The sequence below is a fragment of the Synechococcus sp. R50.1 genome, assembly GCF_047462115.1.
In the GTDB taxonomy this organism is placed as follows: domain Bacteria; phylum Cyanobacteriota; class Cyanobacteriia; order Thermostichales; family Thermostichaceae; genus Thermostichus.
Genome location: NZ_JANSIN010000003.1, coordinates 15,872 through 38,896, shown reverse-complemented (window position 1 = coordinate 38,896; position 23,025 = coordinate 15,872). Strand labels below are relative to the sequence as shown.

Here is a 23,025-nt window from a genome sequence, read left to right as displayed (position 1 = left end):
CTTGTTCCTATGGCTGCGCTAAGTAGAGTTAGGGCGGATCCCTTCCAGGGCGATGATCTCCTGGATGACCGAGCGAACAACGGGAGCAGCCGTCGTCGAGCCGAAGGCATCTTCCCCCTGGGGCTCGTCGATCACCGCCAAGATCACGTAATTGGGGCGAATGGCCGGGAAATAGCCCACAAAACTGGTGATGCGCTTGCCGGGCAAATAGCCCCCCCGTGGCCCGGCTTTCTGGGCAGTGCCGGTTTTGCCGCCGATCTCATACCCCTCGATCTTGGCCGATTGCCCGGTGCCAAAGTCCACCACATCCCGCATTTGGATACGCACTGCCAGCGTGGCTTGCTCGGATAGTACCCGCACCGGCTGCGGCTGCGGGGATCCCCAAACCAAAGTATCCGTATCCTTCTCCACCAAGCCTCGCACCACATGGGGCTGCACTTTCAGTCCGCCGTTGGCAATGATGCAATGCATGGCAGCCAACTGTAGAGGGGTAAGGGCCAGCCCCTGGCCGAAAGCGACAGTGGCCCGCTCCACCGGCACCGTAACAAACTGTCGCAGCGGTTTCAAACGGCTGGCCGGCTCAAAGGGCAAATCCACGCCACTGCGCTCGTTGAACCCCAGCCGCACCAAGGCATTGTAGTACTGGCGGGGATCCAGCTTGCGCATTAGATGTACCATGCCCACATTGCTGGATTGCCGCAGGATATCCGTGACGCTCATCCAGCCATGGGCCCCTCGCTGGTGGTAGTCGTAATTTTGAATGGGCCACTGACCGATGAGAATCCGACCCTCGTCATAGACCCGCTCATCTGCCCTGAAGGCTCCAGCATCCAACCCAATGGCAATGTTGATGGGCTTGAAGGTGGATCCCGGCTCATACAAATCCGTTACGGCCCAGTTGCGAAAAAGACCGGGGTCATACTCAAAGTAGCGGTTGGGGTCATAGGTGGGCTCGCTCACCAGAGCCAAAATCTCCCCCGTGTGGGGCTGCAAGATGATCACCGTACCCCGCAGCGCTCGAAACCGTTGCAGTTGGGCTTTCAGGGCAGCGCGGGCAGCTCTTTGCAGGCGCATATCTAGGGTAAGTTGCAGCACCGTCTCGCCAGATTGCAGCAGCCCTTCCGGCACCTCGGCAGCCAACAGTCGTCCGTAGCCATCGCGAGGAATAGTAACAGGTTGAACGGTACGCTCCAGCAGCTCTTGTCGGGAATATTCGACTCCTGCTTGGCCCTGATGATCCAGATCTACATAGCCTACCACCTCAGCGGCCATCTCTTTTTGGGGGTAAACGCGTTGCCGCTCGCTCACCAGCTCCAGGCCATCCAGATGCAGAGCCTGAATTTGATCTGCCACCTCCTGGGATACCCAGCGCTCCACCCGCACTGCCTGATTGGCCGATAGCCGCTGCGCCAGTTGCTCTACTGGACGCCGCAACAGGGGAGCAAGAGCGGTGGCCATTTCCTCTGGAGTGCGTTTGCCAAAGAGGCGGGGATGGGCCCAGAGAGTATAGACGGGGCGATCTACGGCCAGCAATTCTGCCTGCTGCTTGGCAATAGAATGACGATCCACAATTGAGCGACGAGGAATGAAGGGTCTTAGCTGGGCTCGCTGCTGGGCTTCGGCTCGCTGCTGCAATAGGGGTGCCTGTTGATGTTGCAAATAAACCAGACGTGCTCCTGTTACAAATAGGGCGATGATCAAAGCCAGTCCGGTCATGCCGGCGCGAAAGTCAAGCTGGCGGGCCGTCGGGATCCGCTCCCCCAAGAGCCATCCCAGCGCTGTTCCCCACTGCCTAGAGCTTCGCGGTGAAGGGATCCAAGAACCTCTGCGTCGGCGCCGTTGAGCAAGTTGCCGGCCATTTTGCCTTGTCTCCAGAGATTTCGGCACAGGCCGCCCTACCCTAGCCCTAGGTCTGCCTTCCATTGCAATCCTCACATAAGCACCACCGCTAGTTTGGCGCTCATCCCACTGTTATGCCACCCCACAGCTTCTGGGAAAGACCTTGGGATCCCGAAAAGCAGCCAGGACATTTTAGAGGTATTGGAGATAACATAATACCTCAGAACATGAATTAGGTGCGGGCAAGTCCTCAGACTTTTCGCACTTGGATCCACAGTTTTAAATCACATTCAAAAGAAACTGGGAGGACATGAAAAACCCAACTCACTTGCGTACATTCAACAGCTCAAACCTTTAACTTGCTTGATTTAAAACCTCTTCCTGGCGCTTTGTGATGACAGTGAATCAGAGGCGCGGGCAGAGGCCGAGAAGCTGGGTCAATTTTTGGGGTGTCCGGTCATTTTTTTGCGGGAAACAAAGTCATAGTGCTAGAGGGACGTAGCCCCGAGAGGTATTCAAGGTAAGTTAGATCTGTCCATCTGCCCATAGGGATCCCCTCCATTGCCTAGAGCGGTTTGGCTAATCCTGGGGTTGGGCTTGTTCATGCGGGGCCTGGTGGCTGCCCTTTTGCCGCCGGGCTTTGACGAAGCCTACTACTACCTCTACACCCGCCATCTGGATTGGAGCTATTTTGACCATCCGCCGCTGGTGGCCTGGACAACGGGCTTGGGGCCTGCCTTGACCGGTCAGGTGTCGGCTTTTTCTATTCGACTGGGATCCCTGCTGCTCTATTCTGGCTCTTCCCTACTCCTTTACTACACCGGAGCACGCCTTTTCTCTGATCAGGCAGGACTGATCAGCTTGGCGGCCATCAGCATCGCGCCGATCCTTTGGATTGGGTTTGGGGTGCTGACCTTGCCGGATAGCCCGCTGATCTTTTTTACGGCAGCAACCTTGTGGGTGGCCGCTCAGGAGTTTTTTCCGGCTCCTTTGGGGCAGGGGAAATTGGGAGTCTATGGGGCGGCTCGCTATCGGCCAGGGCCTAGGCTAGCGCTCATAGGTCTCTTGGTGGGGCTGGCCTGCTTGGGGAAGTACCACGGCTTGGCTTTGGGGTTCGGCCTGGTACTCTTTTGTCTGCTCAGCCCAGTTCATCGCTGTGCCTTGAGGTCGGGCTGGACGGTGCTGGCGGTGCTGGGTTTTGTGCTGGCCTTCAGCCCGGTGCTGATCTGGAACGCCCAGCAGGATTGGGTCTCCTTTCACTTTCAGGCGGGGCGGGCGGTGCCGGAGGCAGGGTATCAACTGCAAGCGCTGGGGCTGACGATCCTTTCTGAAATCTTTTACCTGTTCCCCAGCTTGGGGATCCCTTTGGGGTGGGCGAGTTTGGCAGGGACGGGTCGGGTGGCCCTGCAGATTCTCCGCGGGATGCGGCTGACGGATGAAGAGCTCAAGCACCTTTTGATCCTGGCCTGTGGATTACCGCTGGTGTTGGCCTTTACCTTGATGGGAGGCTACCGGCCCATCTTGCCCACCTGGCCCATGCCGGGGTTTTGGGTGCTGACGCTGCTGCTGGGATCCTTCTGGGAACGGTGGCCGGGAGCGAAGCGAACCTTAGTGGGGACGGCAGTGATGGTGAGTTTGGTGGTGGGGGTGGGGCTGGCCCATGTGCGCTATGGCCTGCTGCAGGCTCCTGGCGGGCTGGGCCTGTGGCCCGTGGAGCAGGATCCCTCTACTCAGCTCATTGAAATTGAGCAGTTGCGGCAGCGGTTTCGGACGGATCCCCACCTGGCTCAAGCTCTTGAGGAGGCAGAGTTCGTTTTTACCAATGTCTATTTTTTGGGCGGTCAGATCGCCATGGCCCTGGCTCCGCTGACGGACAAGCCTCTGACCTGCCTGGATGCAGATTTGCGGGGCTTTGCCTTTTGGTCGCAGCCTCAGGATTGGCTGGGGCAGGATGGGCTGCTCATCACTTCCAAGCTGTTCCAGCCGAGGGCAGGGATCCCAGCCACCTATGGCGACTACTTTGCCCAAATCGAGCCTGTGGCCGAGGTTCCCCTGGTGCGGGCAGGGGCGGTGGCGCAAACCTTTCAGGTGTACCTGGCTCGACAGATGCGCAAGCCCTATCCCCGCCCTTATTCCCGCCTGCAATAACAGCAGAGGACATCCTGGGCAAAGCTAGAGGGGGCGATGTCTGTCGAACCAGCGCATCAGCATTGCAGCCAAGCGTTCGGGGTTGTGGCGCACCAAGCCGGTCTCTGGATCCTCTTGCATGACGTTAGCCAAAACGGCACGGCAGCCCAGGTAAGCCAGTTTGTCGGGATCCAGCACCACAAACTCAGAACCGCTGCGGCGGTAATGCTCCAAAGCGCGCGGGGAGGGTGGCTCCCGCTGCACCAGCACGCCGTCAAATAGGCGCACTCCTGCCACCCGATCCAAAGCCATGACGTGATCCCCAACGGTATAGCCGTCCGTCTCCCCCGGCTCGGTCATGATGTTGCAGACGTAGATGTGGGGGGCCATATTTTTGGCCAGAGCTTCCACAATTTCCGGTACCAACAGGTTAGGGATGATGCTGGTGTAGAGGCTACCCGGCCCCAGCACCACAAACTCTGCCGCCTCAATAGCCTCGATGACCTCTGGCAAGGCCGGAGGGCTGGGAGGGTCGCAGCCGATTCGGCAAATGCGTCCTCCGGCTTTGGCAATGTTGGACTCTCCCACCACGCGGCGGCCATCGCTCAGCTCCGCCCAGAGGGTAACATCCGCCAGGGTGGCCGGCAGCACCCGCCCCTGAATGGCCAAGACTTGCGAGGTGGCAGTGATGGCCCGAATCAAGTCGCCGCCGGTTACCGCGGTGAGGGCAGTGATGAACAAATTGCCGAAGCTGTGGCCGCTCAACCCTTCCCCCGACTGGAAGCGATATTGAAACAGCTCGGTGAGCAGCTTTTCTTCGTTGGCCAGAGCAGTGAGGCAGTTGCGGATATCGCCGGGGGGCAAAACGCCGATCTCCCGCCGCAGACGCCCTGAGGATCCCCCGTCATCGGCCACCGTGACAATGGCTGTGATGTTGGAGCTGTAGCGCTTCAGACCCCGCAGCAGGTTGGAGAGGCCGGTGCCGCCCCCCAGTACCACAATGCGGGGACCACGGCTGAGACGCCGCCGCGACAACAGCTTATCCACCAGCGCTTCATCTCCCTCGGGGATCAGCACATCCTCGATGGAGCGCATGGCGCTGCGAAACCCCAGCACCACCATCACCAGCCCGATCCCAGTCACCAGGGGGCCACTGATGTTGTTCGGGATCCAAGTGGTGATCAGGCGCAGGGTGATGTCGATCAGCCGCTTCAGGCGAAAGATGGGGGTCAACTCCGTCCAGATGGCAATGCCCAGCACCATCAGCAGCACGCCCCCAACCGCCAGGCTCAGCCAGCGTTTAACGGCTAAACCGGGAAAGAGCCATTTCCAGCCACTTCCCGGCCAAGCAGCCTTGCGGCGGCGAATGCCCCAAGCGGCGGACTTGTTGCTGGGCACAGGCTTAGGCATGGGAAGGTGCAGGAACGCCGGCCAAAGGGATCCTAACCTGTTGCTGGGCAACGCCAACTTCGCCGGGCGCCGGGCCAAAGCGGGCTTCCAGCTCCCGCTGAGAGTCGAGCAGATGGCGATGCTGAACCTGAACATTCAGGTCGGGAAGAACGTGGTTGCCGGCAGGGACAGTCCAAGGCTGCAAATCCTGGGCCAGGCGCTCCACCAGGGCCACCGAGCGGTGCTGACCGCCGGTACAGCCGATAGCCAAAGTCAGGTGGGGGCGACGCTCTGCGCGGTAGTGGGGCCAAAACGCTTTGATCAGGGACAAGATGTGCTGGTAGGTGGATTGTGTGATGGGATCCGCAAACAAGAACTCCTGCAGCAGGGGATCCTGCCCGGTAAGGCGGCGCAGATGGGGCTGAAAGAAGGGGTTGGGCAAAAAGCGCACATCGAACAGCAAGTTGGCATCGGGGGGAACGCCGTATTTGAAACCGAAGCTGACCAGCCTTAGGTTGAGGGGCTGGGGGATCCCTTGCACCAAAGCTTGCAATTGCTGCCGCAGTTGCTGGGCATTGAGGTCGGAGGTATCCAACCAGTGGGTGCAGCGTTCCCGCACCGGGGCCAGAGCCAGCCGCTCTTGCTCAATGGCCTCCAACAAACCGGCAGCTTCCCCGTAGGGATGGGGACGGCGGTGGGCGCTGAGACGGTTGAGCAACACTGGGGAGCGGGCCTCCAAGAATAGGAAAGGGATCCCTTGCGATTGCACCCAAGCAGCCAGGGTGGGAACTTGATCCCGGTACTCCTGGGCGTGGAGATTCAAGCTGATGGCCAAAGCAGCGTGATGGGTCCGCATCGCCTCAACCAAGGGGATCACCTGGGCAGGCGGGATCCCTTCTAGGCCGGTGTACCCCAGTTGTTCCAACTGCTGGATGGCCAAGGTTTTCCCGGATCCCGTCAGGCCGGCAATGACCAAAACGGGGGTCGCGACTGACATGGGTTTATCCTGCATGGAGCTTATTCTAGGGCGAGGGGCGGCCAAAACAAGTGCTGCAAGGGAGGGATCCCTGCCGGCTCAGCCATACAGGGCGCCCAGAAACCATCCTCTCAGGTTGGCGAGGCTTTGGTAGCTTTTTTATCCATTTTCTCATCCGGTGCCGCCGGTCTCAGGAGGGGAGCGCTGGGGCAGAGATCCACCAAAAAACATTGCTCGCACAGAGGCTTGCGGGCAGTGCAGACGGCCCGCCCGTGGTCGATCAGACGGATAGACCAGTTCTCCCAATCTGCCTGCGGCAACAACTGCATCAGATCCTTTTCGATGCGCACGGGATCCTCGTGCTCAGTGAGGCCGAGGCGGCGGCTGAGGCGCTTAACATGGGTATCGACGGTAACCCCGGCATTGATGCCAAAAGCATGAGCCAACACCACATTGGCCGTCTTGCGGGCTACGCCGGGTAGGGTGAGCAGCTCCGGCATGGTGCGGGGCACTTGGCCACCGAAATGGCTCAAGATCTTGCGGCAGGCTTCCTGAATGTGCTTGGCCTTGTTGCGATAGAAGCCGGTGGAATGGATGAGAGCCTCGATCTCCTCTCGCGGCGCTGTCGCCAGGGCCTGGGCATCCGGGAAGCGACGAAACAGCTCTGGCGTTACCTGATTCACCCGCTCATCCGTACACTGAGCCGAGAGGATGGTTGCCACCAAGAGCTGCAGCGGCGTCTGGTAGTGGAGGGCACAGGTGGAGTTGGGGTAGTGGCGCTTCAGCCGGAGCAGGATCTCCAAAGCTCGCTGGCGCAAGGCCCGTTTGCTGGCCATCTTCCCCTAGCCCGACCCGGTGACAATGGCGAGGGTGTCTTTGAAGAGCAGCACCACCCCCAATCCCAGCAACAACACCAAGCCCGTCTGCATCACCCGCTCCTCCAGATGCTTGGGCAGCCGTTTGCCGCGAATCGCCTCCAGGATCAAAAAGGCAATGTGTCCCCCGTCCAAGGCGGGCAGGGGCAACAGGTTGAGAAAGGCCAGGTTAATGCTAATCAAAGCGGTGAAATTAAACAGGCTGGCGGCGTCATCGCGGGCCAGATCCGCCCCGATCTTGACGATCCCCACCGGGCCGGAGACCTGAGCAGCCGTGCTTTGGAAATTCTGCAGCAACTGCCGCAAGCCGTTCAGATTGAGCATCACCACCCGCTGGTAGGCATTTCCCGCCTCCGTGAGGATCTCGGCCACGTTCTGGGCGGGGCGCAAGGTCACCTCTTGATTGGGGGCCAAGGTCACTCCAATGGCCACCGTCTCTCCCCGCACCTCTGGGATCACCGTCAATTGCAGGGGATCCCCTTCCCCACGCTGCACCTCCAGGGGAATGGGCCGGTTCTCGCTGCTGCGGATCAGCACCTGAAAATCGTTCAGAGCTGCCAAGGCCGCCGTCTCGTCGGCAATCCCCCTGTAATCGCGATCGGCTGCCTGCAACACCACATCCCCTGCCTTCAGGCCGGCCCGCTCCGCCGGGCTATCGGGCATCACCTGAGGGATGAGAATGCCGGGATGGATGCGCGTTACCGAGGGGATCCCCACCCAGGCAAACATCAACACCAGCACCAGATAGGCGAAGATCAGGTTGGCCATCACCCCTGCACTCATCACCACCAGGCGATCCAACACGGGGCGGTTTTTCAGCAGATCCGGGTCGTCGGGGGGGTAGGGAGAATGTTCATCCTCGTCAGGAAAGCCCACGTAGCCCCCCAGCGGCAGGGCGCGAATGGCATACTCTGTCTCCCTGCCCTGGTATCGCCACAGCACCGGCCCAAACCCCAGCGAGAAGCGGTTGACGTGGATCCCTTGGAGTTTGGCTGCCGCAAAATGGCCTGCCTCATGCACCAGGATCAGCAGGGCGAGAATGGCGATGGAGAGGAGAACAGACATGCGCTAGCTCTGAAAAGGCACAGAAGTGGGGAGCAGAGAGCCACCCGAGGCTATTTATCAAGGCACATAATCCAACACATGATAAAGAACCCTAAAGGAATCTCACAAAAACCTACAGGGCCCCTCAGAATACCTGCTCCACCTCCAAAATATCGGGAATGCTCTCCCGCAACTTGCGCTCAATGCCCATCTTTAGAGTCATGGTTGAGCTGGGGCAGGCTCCACAGGCCCCTTGCAGGCGCAGCTTGACCACCGGGCCATCGATTTCCACCAGTTCCACATTGCCCCCATCGGCCATCAAGTAAGGACGCAGCTCGTCCAGGACTTTCTCGACGTTTTCGGTATTGAGTTCCAGTGCCTGTGCCATGGTTGCTTTCAGCCTCGTTGAGATTTGGATTGTAGCGGTTTCTCCACAGACCCCTCAAGTCGGCAAGGGATCGCTATGATTTCAGCATAGTCTGAATCCTTCTGGGGGAGGGCTGGTTGGGTTGTCCGGATCCCTCCAACGCCAGACGACTAGAATAGGAAGCAGATTTGCCTATTCCCAGCAGCATCACCCACTCAGCAGGGCCGTCTTTTTCCTTATGCTAGACGCTTTACTGGTCATGATCTTCATGTTGGCGGGAGCTGGCCTCGGGTTTTATGGCCTGGATCTGCTCCCTCCTGCCGCCATTCAGGGGGCCAATGTGGAAGGAGCCCGTGTCGTCACCAGCGGCTTTGGCCTGCTGGCAGGGCTGGCTCTGGGATCCCTGGTGCGCTGGAGCTACCGTCGCTTTGAGGCCAATGTGCGCTCCTTGCCGCCGGACGTGTTGATCAGCCGCTCGGTGGGGTTGGTGATCGGCTTGGTGATTGCCAATCTGGCCATGGCTCCTGTCTACTTGCTGCCCCTGCCCCCCCAACTCAATAGGTTCCTCGAGCCGCTGGCTTCGGTCTTTTTCAGCTTGGCCTTTGCTTACCTGGGGGTCAGCCTGGCCGATACCCACGGCCCCTCGCTGCTGCGGCTGTTTAACCCCAACTATGCTTTACAAGCAGCCCTCTGGGCGGAGGGCAATGTGGTGGCTGCCAGCGCCAAGGTTTTGGACACCAGCTCCATCATCGATGGCCGAGTGGCCCAGTTGATCGAGACGGGCTTCTTGGAAGGAACCCTGGTGGTTCCTCGCTTTGTGCTGACGGAATTGCAAACCATCGCCGACAAGGCCGATGCCCAAAAACGAGAGCGGGGCCGCAAAGGTTTGGATACGCTGCAGGCTCTACGAGAAGCCTACCCCGATCGTTTCGTCATTCACGAAGCCAACTATCCGGATCTGAGCACTGTGGACGAAAAGCTGGTGCGCCTCACCCAAACCGTGGGGGGAACGCTGCTCACCACCGATTACAACCTGAAGAAGGTGGCGGCTCTGCAGGGGGTCAAGGTGCTGAATGTGAATGAGTTGGCCGAGGCGCTGCGGCCTCTCTACGTTGCCGGCGATAGCTTTGATATCAAGATCACCCGCGAAGGAAAAGAGCCAGGTCAAGGGGTGGGCTACTTGGAAGACGGCACCATGGTGGTGGTGGAAGAAGGGCAGCGCTCTGTGGGCAAAACCCGCTCTGTAGTTGTGACCAGCGCCATTCAAACCTCAGCAGGCCGCATGATCTTCGCCCGCCTCAACAAGGATCCTGCCCCACTAACCCGCCCGGCCTCTGATCCCGCCAGCCCGGCTTCCTCTGGAAAAACCTGAGTTTTGGCCTGTGTTCCCCTAACGCAATGGTGGTCTCCTCCCCCATGGGTGTGCTCCGACCCACTCCGATGTTCTACACGCAGGATCGCCAGAGGCGCTTCTGGAGTTTTTACTGGGAAGATGCCGAGAAGTACGGCATCCACCCTCAGCACATCGTGAGCGGACAGCAAGTTTGGGAGGTGACCAACGCCGGGGAGTATGAGGCTAAGCTCAACCAGGTGTTTGCAAGCGGGGATCCCCTCTCCTACGAATGCCAGGTGCTCTCGCCCCGCTACAAGTTGCATCTCCATCTTTCGCTCAACCCTGTACGGGACACGGAAGGGGAGGTGGCGGCGATTTCGGTGGTGGGCAAGTTGCTGGGGGCCACGCCTTTTGCGCTGGCCGGAGGAGCCAGCAGCCCCAACAGCCAGCCCCATCCTGTCCTGGCCGACCCGGTACAGGGGATCACGACGCAGTTGGTGCGCAACATCCGGCATTCCCTCGATATCCGGCAACTGTGCCAGCAGACCGTGGAGCAGTTGGGGCAACTGTTTGGGGTAGACCGCTGCCTAATGGCCCTCTACGAGGTGGGGCAGGACTCCCTCACGGTCAATGCCGAGTATCGCTGCCACCCTGGGGATCCCTCCCTCCTCAACCAGACCCTGCGGCTGGCAGATTACCCCCATTTGCTACAGGCCCTCAGACAGGAAGAGCCGGTGGAGGCAGGGCGACATCTGGCCATTGCCATGTCTTACCAGGGCTATGCCAACAGCTTGCTCTGGCTGGAAGTATTGGATCTGAACAGGGTTCCTGTTTGGCAGCCAAGCCATATTCAGGTGCTCCAGAGCATTGCCACCTACCTGGGCGCAGCCATTGCCCACGCCATTTTGCTGGATCAAAGTCGCCAACTGGCAACCCGCTTGCAGTTAGCCAACCAGACGCTGCGCCAGAAAAATAAGGAGCTGGAGCAGGCCCGTGCCCAAGCAGAATCGGCCAACCAGCTCAAAAGCCAATTCTTGGCTAACACCTCCCACGAGCTGCGCACCCCTCTCAACGGGATCATCGGCTTTATCAAGCTGGTGCTGGACGGGATGGCCGAAAACCGCGAAGAGGAGCTGGACTTCTTGCAGGAGGCCTATCGCTCTGCCCTGCACCTGTTGGCCCTGATCAACGATGTGCTGGATATTGCCAAGATCGAGGCGGGCAAAATGCAGTTGGAGTTCCAGCCCTGCGACCTGCGAGCCTTGTTTAAGGATGTGGAGGCCAAGACCAGCTTGCAGGCCAGCCAGAAGGGCTTACAACTGAGCTTTCACTTGCCCAACACTGCAGATCAGATTTTGCTCTTGGGAGATTATCAGCGTCTGTTGCAGGTGATGCTCAATTTGGTGGGGAATGCCATCAAGTTTACCCCCAAGGGCTCGGTAACCGTGCGAGCGGATATCCTGCCCGGCAACCCGGGTTTGGCCCGCATCCGCGTCATCGACACAGGGATCGGGGTATCGCTGGAAAAGCAGCAGAAGCTGTTTCAGGCTTTCACGCAGGTGGATGGTTCCACCACCCGCCAATATGGAGGAACCGGCTTGGGCCTGGCCATCAGCCAACGCCTGGTGGAGGCGATGGGAGGGGAGATCAATTTCTACAGCTTGGGCGAAGGGCTGGGATCCACCGTCACCTTTACGGTGCCCCTCTACCGCAAGCCGCTCCTGAGCGGGGATCCGAACCCAGAGGCAATCCCTGTCAAGCCAGAGAAACCTGAGGATGCGGATCCCAACTTGATTTCTGTTCCCAACTCAGCCAAGCGATGACCCACCCGGCAATTGCTCCTGCAACCCCTCTGGGTACCGCTCGGTTGCCCTATCCTCGTAAACGGTTTGGTCAGCATTGGCTCAAGGATCCCGCTGTTCACGAGGCGATTGTGCGGGCTGCCCAGTTGAATGATCTAGAGGGAGACGCGGATCCCACTTGGGTGCTGGAGATCGGCCCCGGCACCGGCCAACTGACGCGGCGATTGCTGGCCCAGGGTGTCCAGGTGGTGGCGGTGGAGATCGACCGGGATCTGTGCCGACTGCTGCAAAAACGGTTCGCCGGCCAACCCCGTTTTCACCTGCTGGAGGGAGATTTTCTCCGCCTGCCGCTGCCTCCTCAACCCCGCCTGCTGGTGGCCAATATCCCCTACAACCTGACCGGCCCCATTTTGGAAAAGGTGCTCGGATCCCCAGCCCAGCCAGTTCGGCAATTCGAGCGCATTGTCCTTCTGGTGCAAAAAGAGCTGGCAGAGCGCCTTCAGGCAAGCCCCGGCAGCAAAGCCTATGGTGCCCTCAGCCTGCGGACGCGCTACTTGGCCGATTGCGAGCTGATCTGCAGGGTGCCCCCAACCGCTTTCAAGCCAGCCCCCAAGGTGGAATCTGCCGTGATTCGCCTCACCCCCCGCCCCGCCCCCACCCCCGCCCGGGATCCCCGCTGGTTTCACCAACTCCTCCGGCAGGGGTTCTCCACCCGTCGCAAGAAGCTCGTCAATGCCCTGGGAAGCTTGGTGGAGCGAGAGGTGGTCGCAGCAGCTTTGGCTCAGCTCCGCCTCAACCCCGATGCCCGCGCCGAAGAGCTGGATCTGCCCCACTGGCTGGCCTTGAGCGATCTGTTGCTGGAGAAAGCGCCCAAAAGGGCTGTTGTTCCTCAAGAGGAGCAGGAACCAGGGTAGGGTAAGAGAGGGAAGCTCAGTTGGATGGATCTCAAAATCCTCTGAGTTTTTTTGCACTCCCCTCCCAATTTGTTTTGGATCCCCTTCGCCAATGCAGGTGCATCCATGCAAAGCAACCAAGGCAAGCAAATCCTCTTGACCGGCGGCACAGGCGGGCTGGGTTTGGGGGTGGTTCCCGTGGTGCTGGCCAGCGGCGCAGAGCTGACCTTGACCTATCGCCAAGAGAAAGATCTTGCCATTTTGCGGGAGCGCCTGCCGGCCAATGCTCTGGATCGGGTTCGCTTTGTGCAAGTGGATTTAACAGATGAGGCGGCGGTTGCCCGCGTCATTGCCGACCTACCCCGCGTGGATGGGCTGATCCACCTGGTGGGGGGCTTTGCCATGGGCCCCACCCACGAGTACAGCTTGGCGGACTGGTATCGCGACTTCGACCTCAACCTCACCACCACATTCCTGACCTGCAAGCACAGCCTGCGCAGAATGTGGCAACAGGGCTATGGGAGGATTGTAACGGTGGGATCCCGAGGAGCGGTGGAGCCGGGCCCGCAATTGGCCGCCTACTGCGCTTCCAAAGCGGGGGTGGTGGCCCTGACCCGCACCATTGCCGCCGAAACCCAAGGCACCGACATCACGGCCAACGTCATCCTGCCCAGCATCATCGACACGCCGGCCAACCGAGCTGCCATGGGATCCGAGCGAGCCAAGCTGTGGGTCAAGCCAGAGTCCATCGGGCAGGTGATCGCCTTTTTGGTCTCAGAAGCAGCGCGGGATCTGCGAGGGGCGGTGATCCCGGTGTATGGCAACGTCTAGGCAACTGGTTGACCAAGCCATGAGCCGCCATTCATGATACAGAATATGCACTTATCCCTATCCAGTTCTTTTCCATGCTGAAGCGATTATTCTTGGGTGGTTTGCGCCGGCAAATCGGTCGCATTGAGGTGGCAGGGGCCATTGATGGCAAAACTCGCGAGCGGGTTCTCAAGGCCCTGAAAGAGGTGGAAGAAAACCAGATCCCTGCTGTGGTGCTGCGCATCGACAGTCCAGGCGGGACGGTGGCCGACTCCCAAGAAATCTACAATGCCCTCTTGCGTTTGCGGGAGAAAAAGGGCACCCGTATTGTCGCCAGCTTTGGCAACATTGCCGCCTCTGGGGGGGTTTATATTGCCATGGGAGCCGAAAAAATTGTCGCCAACCCAGGAACGATCACCGGTAGCATTGGCGTGATCATTCGAGGCAATAATATCGAACGCCTCCTGGATAAGGTGGGGATTTCATTTAAGGTGATTAAGTCTGGCCCCTACAAAGATATTCTCTCGTTTGATCGCGAGCTAACCCCGGAAGAGCGAAACATCCTGCAAGAATTGATCGACATTACCTACGGCCAGTTTGTGCAGACGGTTGCCGCTGCCCGCAAGTTAAGTTTGAATGTGGTCAAAACTTTTGCCGATGGTCGCATTTTCAGCGGAGAGCAGGCCCTTCACTTGGGTGTGGTGGATCGCTTGGGCACAGAGGAAGATGCCCGCCTTTGGGCGGCAGAGCTGGCCGGTTTGCCGACGGATGCGAAGTTCTACGACCTGCTCCCCCGGCGCAGAGGTTGGTCTCGGTTTTTGCCGGCAGCAGAAGCCTTGGCCCGTCTGCAGTTTGAAGTGAGCACCTCGGGCTTGCCCCTGTGGCTTTACCAAAAAAACTGGGTCTAAAGCCCCGCCCTAGGGCCTACGGCCCGCTGACGCGACTAGGGCGGCTTTGTGCTGTGCTACCCGCAGCGGCAGGGTAGTCAACCGCTTTAAAAACCCAACAGTCTCACGACTGGATACAGCCTCAATAGGCTTTGTAGTTGTTCTTTGCAACGGTACCTTTGGGCAAAAGGGAACCGCCCTGGATGCCAGCACGCGCGTAGCGCTTGGGGAAACGCCTGGGGAGACGAGCACCGCTGCCGTAGAGGGGCAACCCGATACGGTAAGTGCTGTCGCAGAACCAGGAACCAGAATCTCCTGCCTTTGGGCAGGGGAGTATGTCAACCGTACAGCCCAGCGAGTCAGAGCCGTTGATGGGTGTGGGGGTGCTGTTTGATGTTGTCGGCATCCTTTACCTCTACAACTGCATTGAGGATCCGTCGCGGCTCAACGCTGTGATTGAGCCTGAACACCCCCCGCTCTGGAGTGCAGGTTTGGTGTAAGGGGATGTGGCGAAACTGGGGCTTGTTGCGATAGGTGCGGGCCGCTGCTTGCACCCGTTCCACGAAGTTTTCCCCCAACAGCACCCCCGGCGGGAAAACATCGGTGGGCAAGGTGGGGATCCCGTTGTTCACGATCTCGGCGTAGGTTGTGGCGTAGAGGAGAACATAGGAAGTGCTGCGGCGTTCTTGGGCTAGGCAGTCCAAATCGGCAGCAGGCACCGGCTCGGCCACCAAAACCTCTACCAGGCGACCTTCCTGATCCTGCTGGAAGCAAGTGGCCACTCCCAGCACCACGTACTCCAGTCCTTGCACTGGGCTGGAGCCAAGGTGAGTTTGAGCAGTATCCGACATCGATGCCGATCTCCAAGCGGGGGAGCGAACTTTCACGGCTCCGGCAGGCGCCAAGATCCCTCAAGCCGGGCGCAGTTCTCACCATAGCAACAATTTTTGCGTCGGGCAGCGGGAGCTGTTGCAAGATAGAAGGCGGATCCCAGCCTAGCTCTCTGTGAAGGATGACAGGGGCAGCATTTGGCTACAGGGATCCAAAATTTGCTTTACTGTAGCGAAGCGGGGTCAGTACTGCCCGAGGGGAGCAAGGGGTTGGGTTCCAGGCACCTTTGGCAACCCTTGATTCATCATTATTGATTCATCATTATCTAGGAAATACTTGCTCTAAGGATCCGACCATGGCGGATGGCGAATACAGACCAGGCTTGGAAGGCGTTCCGGCCACACGCTCCAACATTAGTTTTGTGGATGGCCAGGCGGGGATCCTGGAATATCGGGGCATCCCCATCGAGGAATTGACCGCCCACAGTACCTTTCTGGAGACAGCCTACTTGCTGATCTTTGGAAAGCTGCCGACCCAATCGGAGCTGGACAACTTTGATCAGGCAATCCGCAGTCATCGACGGGTGAAATACCGCATCCGCGACATGATCAAGTCGTTTCCGGAGTCGGGCCACCCGATGGATGCTCTGCAAACCTGTGTGGCGGGCTTGGGGCTGTTTTACCCGCTGCGGGAGATGGATCCCGACTATGTATTCGGCACCGTCACCCGCTTGCTCTCCAAGCTGCCGACCATGGTGGCCATGTTCCACCAGATGCGACAGGGCAATGATCCCATTCCCCCGGACGATAGTCTGGATCACGCTTCCAACTTTCTGTACATGCTCTCGGGCAAGAAGCCGGATCCCTGGTTGGCCCGCATTTTTGACATCTGCCTGATCCTGCACGCCGAGCACACGGTCAATGCCTCCACGTTTGCCCTTCTGGTGAGCGCTTCCACGCTGGCTAACCCTTACAGCAGCCTGGCCACGGCGGTGGGTACCCTTTCGGGGCTGTTGCACGGGGGGGCCAACCAACAGGTGATGATGCTGCTGCGGCAAATTGGCTCGGTGGAAAATGTGCGCTCGTTTATCGAGGAGAAACTGGCCAAAAAACAGCGCATCATGGGCATGGGGCACCGAGTCTACAAGGTGAAGGATCCACGGGCCACCATCCTGCAGCGGCTGGCTGAGGAGCTGTTTGAGCGCTACGGCCACGACAAGTACTACGACATTGCCCTGGAAGTGGAACGGGTGTGCGAGGAGTTGCTAGGGCCGAAGGGGATCTACCCGAATGTGGACTTCTACTCAGGGTTGGTCTACGCCAAGCTGGGGATCCCAGAAGATTTGTTTACACCGGTGTTTGCCATTGCCCGAGCGGCGGGTTGGCTGGCCCATTGGCGGGAGCAGTTGTCCGATAATCGGCTTTTCCGACCCACCCAGGTGTACACAGGTGAACGCCAGCAACGCTACATCCCTATAGAAGAGCGGGGTTGAGAGCCGTTTGACAGGGCGCTGGGCCGGGATCCAAACTCAGTAAGGCCCAAATTGTGCGTGAGGCGGTGTGTTGAGCCTTTTAGACTCTCCCCTTTGGCGAGACGGGTTCACCCTGTTTCTGAGCCTTGTGGTGCAGGCAATGCCATTTTTGCTGCTAGGGGTGTTTCTATCGGGGCTGCTGGCGGTGTTTGTCGAGGGATCCCAGTTGGCCCGTTTCCTGCCCAAAGGCAAAATCGGCAGCGCGGTGGCCGGTGGCGCTTTGGGATTCTTTTTCCCGGTGTGCGAGTGCGGCAACCTGCCGGTGGCCCGTCAACTGGTGATCAAAGGGATCCCACCCCACGTGGCGGTGGCCTTTCTGTTGGCGGCGCCGGTGTTTAACCCGGTGGTGATCTTTTCCACTTGGATTGCCTTTCGCTCCATGCCGGAGCTGGTGATCTACCGAGTTCTCTTTTCCTTCGGCATTGCGGTTGTCGTCGGCTTGATCTTCAGCCTGCAAAAGGATTTCCAGCCTCTGTTGCAGCCGTCAGTCTGGCGGGAGCTGCAGCGCAATTGCTCCCAAGAAGCTGATCCGAAGAACATCTCCCGCTCGCCGTTGTTGCAGGGGGGCACCTTCTGGATTGGATCCCAGAGCCCTGCTCAAGGGGCCTCTGGCGGATCCCTGGCCACTTTACAAACGGCTGAAGATGTGTATCGCTCTGCTCTGGCCGCTGCGCCTTCTCCCTCCAGGGGACAAAAAGGAGTTCTCCTGCTGCAGACCTGGGCCAGGGAGATCCGCGAATTGGGATCCGTGCTCATCTTGGGCTCGGCGATGGCGGCCCTGATTCAAACGGTGATCCCGCGTTCGTTTGTGCTGGATTATGGCCAAGATGCATTGCTCTCAATCCTGATCATGATGGCCCTGGCCGGGATCATCTCCATCTGCTCGACGGTGGATGCCTTTTTCGCCCTCTCCTTTGCCGCCACCTTCACGCCGGGATCCCTGTTGGCTTTTATGGTGTTTGGGCCGATAGTAGACTTGAAAGCCATAGGCTTGATGCTCACTCTGTTCAAGCCCCGCGCCATTTTCTACTTCGTGATCTTGGTCTTTCAGCTTACTCTGGTGGGAGCTTTAGCCATCAACTACTATGGCAGTTAAAGCGTTTGTTTGAACCTTTCTCCACAGGGACACCCTCTCCATCCACTCTCCGTCAAATATTCGTCAAATATAGTTGCTTCAGTTTAGGGTAAGACGCCTGGGCTATTGAGAACAGCCTTCTGGCTCGGTGCACCCTAGGTGTGGGTGCAGTGTCCTGCTTTAAATCGAAATGACTATAGAAAGAGTTGCCTGGATAAGGTTTGTCACTAGAGGACTCTGCTCCCAGACGGTTGAGAACTCAGGTGTTACAGGTTTTATTGTAGTAAACTCAAGAAGGACGTAGTCTGGATTTCATAATTATCGCGACCCTATTTTTCAGCAGGACAAAGCTATGAGCAATCTATACTCGACAGACTTTAACTTGTGGATTGACCGAACAACCCGGCTATTGCGGGAAAGGCGCTGGCATGAAATTGACCTAACACACTTAATTGAAGAGGTTGAGAATTTGGGTAAGAGCGAACGACGAGGGATTACCAGTCAATTAACTCGCCTTCTGCTGCATCTACTCAAGTGGCAATATCAACCTCAGCGCCGTTCAGATAGCTGGCTAGATTCCATTACAGATGCGCGAACCCAAATCGGATTGGCCATAGAAGATAGCCCTAGCCTAAAAGGTTATCTGGTAGAGCAACTTGAAGAGAGTTATCAACGGGCGCGCCGCCAAGCAGCCAGGCAAACGGGGATAGAAATCTCGACATTTCCAGATGTCTGTCCCTACTCTCCAGAGTTGGTGCTTGCAGAGGACTGGCTGCCGGAAGTTTGACAGTCCACACCACAAAGCATTTAACGGTGGACAGCATTCCCACAGTACTGACTGTAGAGCTTTGGACTGGTGTTGTCCTGCCCAGACAATCCATCAGGGATTAAACATGGGCAATACAGATAGACCAAGGCCAATTGCTGTGCTACTGTTGCTATTCCTCAAGCAGAGGCGCGCTCCTGCCAGGTGCGCATCTTGCCCGGATTAAGCAACCCATAGGGATCCACTTCTTCTTTGAAACGAATCTGGCGCGGATCCATCACTTTGCGCCCGCCGTCTTCGATGATGAAAGTGTGGGGGTTGGCAATAAATACTCCCTGCTCTTCGTGGTAGCGCATGATCTCGTTTAGACGCTCTTCGGTGGTAAAGCGGACAATTTGCAGGCCGACAGGGGTAGCTTGCCCGTTGATGCGAATCCACTCCAGGTGCATCAGCACTTCGTCGCCAAAATACTCGTACATGTGCTGCACCAGCTTCAGCTCCCGATCGGCGGGAAAAGCCGATTGTAAATAAGTCAGGCTGGGATCCACGCTGCGGCAGTGCAAAGTGGTGTGGTTCCAAGAAAATTCCCCCAGCGAGATCCCCTTGCTGGCCTCCTGGGCCGTTTTGTTGTAAACCACTTGGCCCCCATGTTCCCGGACAAGCTCCAACAGCGGCTCCAGGCTGCATTCGGCCACCATCAACAGGGCCACAGCGGATCCTTCTGGCAAATGACCCCGCAGCGGTGCAAAGTAGCTGGGGATCGGCCAAGCGTGCAGGCTGACCAATTTCTTGAGGATCCCATCGGCATCTCCCAGGGCTTGGCCAAAATGGGCACAGGGCATAAAGCCCACTTCAGGGGGAAAGGCCACCACCAGCTCCGCCCAAGGATAAGCAGGCGCCAGCGGGATCTCCACCTCGGTGATGATCCCATTGAGGCCCCAGGCATGGCTTACTTTGAATACCTCATCTCCCCGCAGCTCCAGCACCCGGGGCTCTTCCTCCAGGGTGACCACCCGCAGCCCCAAGATGTTGCCCCGATCCCGCAGTTGGCCGTAAGTCACAGAACCAATGCCACCACTGCCGCCAGCAATGAACCCCCCGATGGTGGCCGTGCGATAGGTGGAAGGAGCCATGCGGATCTCCCAGCCCATCTCCCGGGTGTGTTTGTCGATGGCCATCAACTTGGCCCCCGCCTGCACCCGCGCCAAGCCCGGCTTTGCCCAAAGCACCTGGTTGAGCTTGCCCATGTCCAGGATCACACCCCCGGCCAGCGGGATACATTGGCCGTAATTACCGGTACCGGCACCGCGCACCGTAACCGGGATCCGCAGCCTGGCACAGGCCGCTGCCACCCGCATCACCTCGGCCTCATCGGCGGGGCGCACCACCACATCTCCCCGCTTGTCGCTCAGTTGTCGGCTCAGCACGGGGCTGTAGTGGTAAAAATCCAACGACAACTTGGCCACCTGAGCCGGATCAGTGATGATCTCAATACCCTCTAAGTCAGAACGCAAAGCCTGCAGCTTGTCAGGAGCGGCAACGATCATAGGTATCCGTATTTGGGTGCAACGGTTCTTCAGACTCCATCATCGGCAGAAATTGCCTGCAAAAGGGTTTGCCGAGAACAGTATGGGAAGGATCCCTGTCCGGCCAGGTCGATTAGCCGAAGCGGCCCTCCACATAATCTCTTGTGGCTTGCTTGGTGGGGCTGTTGAAGATGACTTCAGTTCTGTCAAATTCAATCAGCTCGCCCACACGGTTGGATCCCACCAGCTCCACACTGAAGAAAGCCGTCATATCCGAGACGCGGCTGGCCTGCTGCATGTTGTGGGTGACGATGATGATGGTATATTCCTCCTCCAGCTCCTTCATCAGCTCTTCGATACGGCGGGTGGAAATGGGATCCAGTGCCGAACAGGGCTCATCCATCAAAATCACATCCGGCTGTACCGCCAGAGCGCGGGCAATACACAAGCGCTGCTGCTGCCCTCCCGACAGCGACTGACCATTTTCTTTCAACTTGTCTTTGACTTCATCCCAGAGGGCAGCCCGTTTCAGCGAGGTTTCCACCACCTCGTCCAAGTCTACCTTCATCCCCAGCACCCGCGGGCCGTAGGCCACGTTGTCGTAAATGCTTTTGGGGAAGGGATTGGGTTTTTGGAAGACCATGCCGATACGCCGCCGCACCGCCACCGGATCGACCTCTTTGGCGTAGAGATCCTTGCCGTGGTAGGTGAGCTTGCCCTCTACACGAGCACCGGGGATCAAATCGTTGGTGCGGTTAAAACAGCGCAGAATCGTGCTTTTGCCACAGCCAGAAGGGCCGATAAACGCAGTAATCTGTCGGGCTGGGATGTCCAGAGTAACATTTTTTACCGCCAGATTGGAGCCATAGTAGACATTCAGGTTCTCGGTCCTGAAAACGTAAGAGGTCTGGTTAAGAGATTGAGTTTGCATGGCAGCACTCACAAAAAGAGCTAGAGTTCGACGAAGAGTTCGATTCAAGACTTTGTTGAGAATCCTCAGGCTATTTCCTGGTCTTGTACACCAAAAAGCGAGCGGTCAAGCTGGCCGCCAAAACAATGGCTAACAAAACCAAAGCGCCCGCCCAAGCCAGCTCCTGCTGCACCCTGTAGGGAATGATGGAGAAAAAGTAGACCATCACCGGCAAGGTAGCCACCGGGCCAAAGAGATTAGTAGACCAGAAATTGTTGTTGAAGGCGGTAAAGAGCAGAGGTGCAGCCTCGCCTGCCGCTCGGGCCAAAGCCAGGATTAGCCCGGTTACGATGGCCGGTGCCGCTGCCGGCAAAACAACGCGCATTGTGGTCTGAAAGCGATTTGAGCCCAGGCCAAGGGAAGCCAAGCGCATGTCGGGCGAAACCAGCAGCAACGCCTCCTCGGTGGAGCGGATGACAATCGGCAGCATCAGCACGCCAAAAGCCACCCCTCCCGAGAAAGCCGAAAAGCCGGATCCCCTCACCACCACAGCATAGGCAAACAGGCCGCAGAGAATGGCCGGTACCCCCGTGAGCACATTGCAGGAAAACTTAACCAGATAAGCCAAGCGGGTGCCGCGACCGAATTCAGACAAGTACACTGCCGCCAAGATGCCGAAGGGAAAGCTCAAAGCCGCCCCCGTAGCCAGCACCATTAAATTGCCGACAATTGCGTGACCAAAGCCCCCTTCCGCCAGGCCAGGGGCAGGGTAGCGGGTCTGGGTGAGGACATCCCAATTTATCCGCTGGATGCCTTCCTTGCCCACATCCCACAGCACCCAAGATAGGGAAGCTATGATCACCGCCACAAAGAGGCCACTCAGCAGGGTTAGGACAATGCCTGTGTAATTGCGGACAGGGGCAATGGCGGCACGAGTAATGTCGATGTCAACCTTCTCAGGGGCAAGCTGTGCTGAGTCGGACATGATAACAGTGCTCCTTTATCTTCTTTCTGCTTCCCAAGTTACTGCTCCAAGTTTCGAAACTTGCGGATGATGATCTCGGCAACAATGTTGACCAATAACGTCAGCACCATCAGCACCACGCCGGCATACATGAGAGCCGAAACCTGCAAGCGTCCTGCCTCGCCAAACTGAGAGGCAATCAAGCCGGTAATGGTGGATCCCGGCTGCATTAGGGAGATATTGATGCGGTTGGCGTTGCCGGAAAGCATGGCCGCTACCATGGTCTCTCCCAGGGCCCGCCCCAGCGCCAGCATGATCGAGCTGACAATGCCCGACAGGCCGGCAGGGATCATCACCGTTAAGAGGGTCTCCCAGCGGGTTGCCCCCAGAGCCAAAGCGCCCTCTTTTAGGCTGCGTGGCAGAGATTCAAGGGTACTGCGGGTAATGGAGATGATGATGGGAGAGATCATGATCCCCAGCACCACAGCCACTATCAACAAGCTGGGCCCCCGCGGAGCCGGGCCACCCAAGAAAGGGATCCAACCCAGCGTCTGGTTAATGGCTCGAAAGATGGGCCGCACTGCTGGAATCAGCACAAAGATCCCCCACAGCCCCAGCACCACACTGGGAGTGGCCACGATCAGCTCAACGGCAAAGCCAATCGGCTCCGTTACCCACTTGGGGGCAAAACCTTCCGTCAGGAAGATGGCAGTGCCAATGCCCAGAGGGATGGCAAAAATCAAAGCCACCAGAGAGGTTACCAAACTGCCATAAATCTGTGGTAGCACCCCGTAGATGTTTTCCACCGGGTTCCAGCGGGCAGTAACCAGGAAGCCCAAGCCAAACTGCTGAATCGCCGGCAGAGCCGCTTCGGTGGTTTGAAGAATCACCCAGATGAGGATAATGCCGGCAAACCCTGCCAAGGCCAGCGTCAGGCGGACAAAGCCCACATCAACAGCCCGAGACAGGCTCGCCTTTTTCTCAATGTCAACATCGATATCCGGGTTTGGTGGTGAACCATAACCCGTAGCCGCTGAAGTCATAGCCTCTCTCCCATGATCATCTTCGGTTCAAAATCTT

The 23,025-nt window shown here is 58.3% G+C and carries 20 protein-coding genes; 9 read left to right on the top strand and 11 right to left on the bottom strand.

Annotation, left to right across the window (positions count from 1 at the left end; genetic code table 11):
- Window positions 1-18: 18 nt before the first annotated feature.
- Window positions 19-1,764: a peptidoglycan D,D-transpeptidase FtsI family protein gene (locus tag NW870_RS01570; protein ID WP_414373550.1), complete on the bottom strand. Its 1,746-nt coding sequence runs from the start codon at window positions 1,762-1,764 to the stop codon at window positions 19-21.
- Window positions 1,765-2,400: 636 nt separating this feature from the next.
- Here NW870_RS01570 and NW870_RS01565 point away from each other — a divergent pair.
- On the top strand, window positions 2,401-3,987 hold the full coding sequence (locus tag NW870_RS01565) for an ArnT family glycosyltransferase (protein WP_414373547.1): 1,587 nt from the start codon (window positions 2,401-2,403) through the stop codon (window positions 3,985-3,987).
- Window positions 3,988-4,011: 24 nt separating this feature from the next.
- Here the strand turns inward: NW870_RS01565 and NW870_RS01560 are convergent, their stop codons facing one another.
- The 5 genes from NW870_RS01560 to NW870_RS01540 all read right to left on the bottom strand — a co-directional run bounded on the left by NW870_RS01560 (window position 4,012) and on the right by NW870_RS01540 (window position 8,638).
- Window positions 4,012-5,376 carry a gluconeogenesis factor YvcK family protein gene (locus NW870_RS01560; RefSeq protein WP_414373544.1) on the bottom strand — a complete coding sequence of 455 codons (1,365 nt, stop codon included), beginning with the start codon at window positions 5,374-5,376 and terminating at the stop codon, window positions 4,012-4,014.
- Window positions 5,369-6,352: an RNase adapter RapZ gene (gene rapZ, locus NW870_RS01555; RefSeq protein ID WP_414373542.1), complete on the bottom strand. Its 984-nt coding sequence runs from the start codon at window positions 6,350-6,352 to the stop codon at window positions 5,369-5,371. Before rapZ ends, NW870_RS01560 begins: the two co-directional genes overlap by 8 nt.
- Window positions 6,353-6,462: 110 nt before the next feature.
- Window positions 6,463-7,167 carry an endonuclease III gene (gene nth, locus NW870_RS01550; RefSeq protein WP_414373540.1) on the bottom strand — a complete coding sequence of 235 codons (705 nt, stop codon included), beginning with the start codon at window positions 7,165-7,167 and terminating at the stop codon, window positions 6,463-6,465.
- 6 nt (window positions 7,168-7,173) lie between these two features.
- Window positions 7,174-8,271, bottom strand: a complete 1,098-nt coding sequence (gene rseP / locus NW870_RS01545; RefSeq protein WP_414373538.1) for an RIP metalloprotease RseP — start codon at window positions 8,269-8,271, stop codon at window positions 7,174-7,176.
- A 124-nt stretch (window positions 8,272-8,395) separates the two neighbouring features.
- A complete protein-coding gene (locus NW870_RS01540) occupies window positions 8,396-8,638 on the bottom strand; it encodes a NifU family protein (RefSeq protein ID WP_414373537.1) in 243 nt (80 codons plus the stop codon).
- Window positions 8,639-8,855: 217 nt separating this feature from the next.
- Here NW870_RS01540 and NW870_RS01535 point away from each other — a divergent pair, with 217 nt between their 5' ends.
- From NW870_RS01535 to sppA, 5 genes are all read left to right on the top strand, one after another.
- The gene (locus tag NW870_RS01535) at window positions 8,856-9,989 is read left to right on the top strand and encodes a PIN/TRAM domain-containing protein (protein ID WP_414373535.1); all 1,134 of its coding nucleotides are present in this window, start codon (window positions 8,856-8,858) and stop codon (window positions 9,987-9,989) included.
- Window positions 9,990-10,033: 44 nt separating this feature from the next.
- Complete coding sequence (locus NW870_RS01530; RefSeq protein WP_414373533.1) at window positions 10,034-11,773, top strand: sensor histidine kinase; 1,740 nt, start codon at window positions 10,034-10,036, stop codon at window positions 11,771-11,773.
- On the top strand, window positions 11,770-12,666 hold the full coding sequence (gene rsmA, locus NW870_RS01525) for a 16S rRNA (adenine(1518)-N(6)/adenine(1519)-N(6))-dimethyltransferase RsmA (protein ID WP_414373532.1): 897 nt from the start codon (window positions 11,770-11,772) through the stop codon (window positions 12,664-12,666). The genes NW870_RS01530 and rsmA overlap by 4 nt, the downstream gene beginning before the upstream one ends.
- 105 nt (window positions 12,667-12,771) lie before the next feature.
- Entirely contained in the window at window positions 12,772-13,476 is a 705-nt protein-coding gene (gene fabG / locus NW870_RS01520) for a 3-oxoacyl-ACP reductase FabG (protein WP_414373529.1), read from the top strand.
- A gap of 74 nt (window positions 13,477-13,550) precedes the next feature.
- Complete coding sequence (gene sppA / locus NW870_RS01515; protein WP_414355892.1) at window positions 13,551-14,363, top strand: signal peptide peptidase SppA; 813 nt, start codon at window positions 13,551-13,553, stop codon at window positions 14,361-14,363.
- A gap of 338 nt (window positions 14,364-14,701) precedes the next feature.
- Here sppA and NW870_RS01510 read toward each other — a convergent pair whose 3' ends face one another.
- Window positions 14,702-15,193, bottom strand: coding sequence for a hypothetical protein (locus NW870_RS01510; protein ID WP_414355894.1), 492 nt, complete (start codon window positions 15,191-15,193; stop codon window positions 14,702-14,704).
- 335 nt (window positions 15,194-15,528) lie between these two features.
- On the opposite strand from NW870_RS01510, the gene NW870_RS01505 reads away from it, so the two are divergent.
- The 3 genes from NW870_RS01505 (at window position 15,529) to NW870_RS01495 (ending at window position 18,566) form a co-directional block, all read left to right on the top strand.
- A complete protein-coding gene (locus NW870_RS01505) occupies window positions 15,529-16,665 on the top strand; it encodes a citrate synthase (protein ID WP_414330694.1) in 1,137 nt (378 codons plus the stop codon).
- A gap of 67 nt (window positions 16,666-16,732) precedes the next feature.
- A complete protein-coding gene (locus NW870_RS01500; RefSeq protein ID WP_414341727.1) occupies window positions 16,733-17,800 on the top strand; it encodes a permease in 1,068 nt (355 codons plus the stop codon).
- A 331-nt stretch (window positions 17,801-18,131) separates the two neighbouring features.
- The gene (locus NW870_RS01495) at window positions 18,132-18,566 is read left to right on the top strand and encodes a DUF29 domain-containing protein (protein ID WP_011433505.1); all 435 of its coding nucleotides are present in this window, start codon (window positions 18,132-18,134) and stop codon (window positions 18,564-18,566) included.
- Window positions 18,567-18,724: 158 nt separating this feature from the next.
- Here the strand turns inward: NW870_RS01495 and NW870_RS01490 are convergent, their stop codons facing one another.
- From NW870_RS01490 to pstC, 4 genes are all read right to left on the bottom strand, one after another.
- A complete protein-coding gene (locus NW870_RS01490) occupies window positions 18,725-20,092 on the bottom strand; it encodes an FAD-binding oxidoreductase (RefSeq protein WP_414373527.1) in 1,368 nt (455 codons plus the stop codon).
- Between the two features lie 112 nt (window positions 20,093-20,204).
- Window positions 20,205-21,002 carry a phosphate ABC transporter ATP-binding protein PstB gene (pstB, locus tag NW870_RS01485; protein ID WP_099883872.1) on the bottom strand — a complete coding sequence of 266 codons (798 nt, stop codon included), beginning with the start codon at window positions 21,000-21,002 and terminating at the stop codon, window positions 20,205-20,207.
- Window positions 21,003-21,072: 70 nt separating this feature from the next.
- Window positions 21,073-21,966 carry a phosphate ABC transporter permease PstA gene (pstA, locus tag NW870_RS01480; protein WP_011433508.1) on the bottom strand — a complete coding sequence of 298 codons (894 nt, stop codon included), beginning with the start codon at window positions 21,964-21,966 and terminating at the stop codon, window positions 21,073-21,075.
- 38 nt (window positions 21,967-22,004) lie between these two features.
- Window positions 22,005-22,988, bottom strand: a complete 984-nt coding sequence (gene pstC / locus NW870_RS01475) for a phosphate ABC transporter permease subunit PstC (RefSeq protein WP_414373526.1) — start codon at window positions 22,986-22,988, stop codon at window positions 22,005-22,007.
- Between the last annotated feature and the right edge of the window lie 37 nt (window positions 22,989-23,025).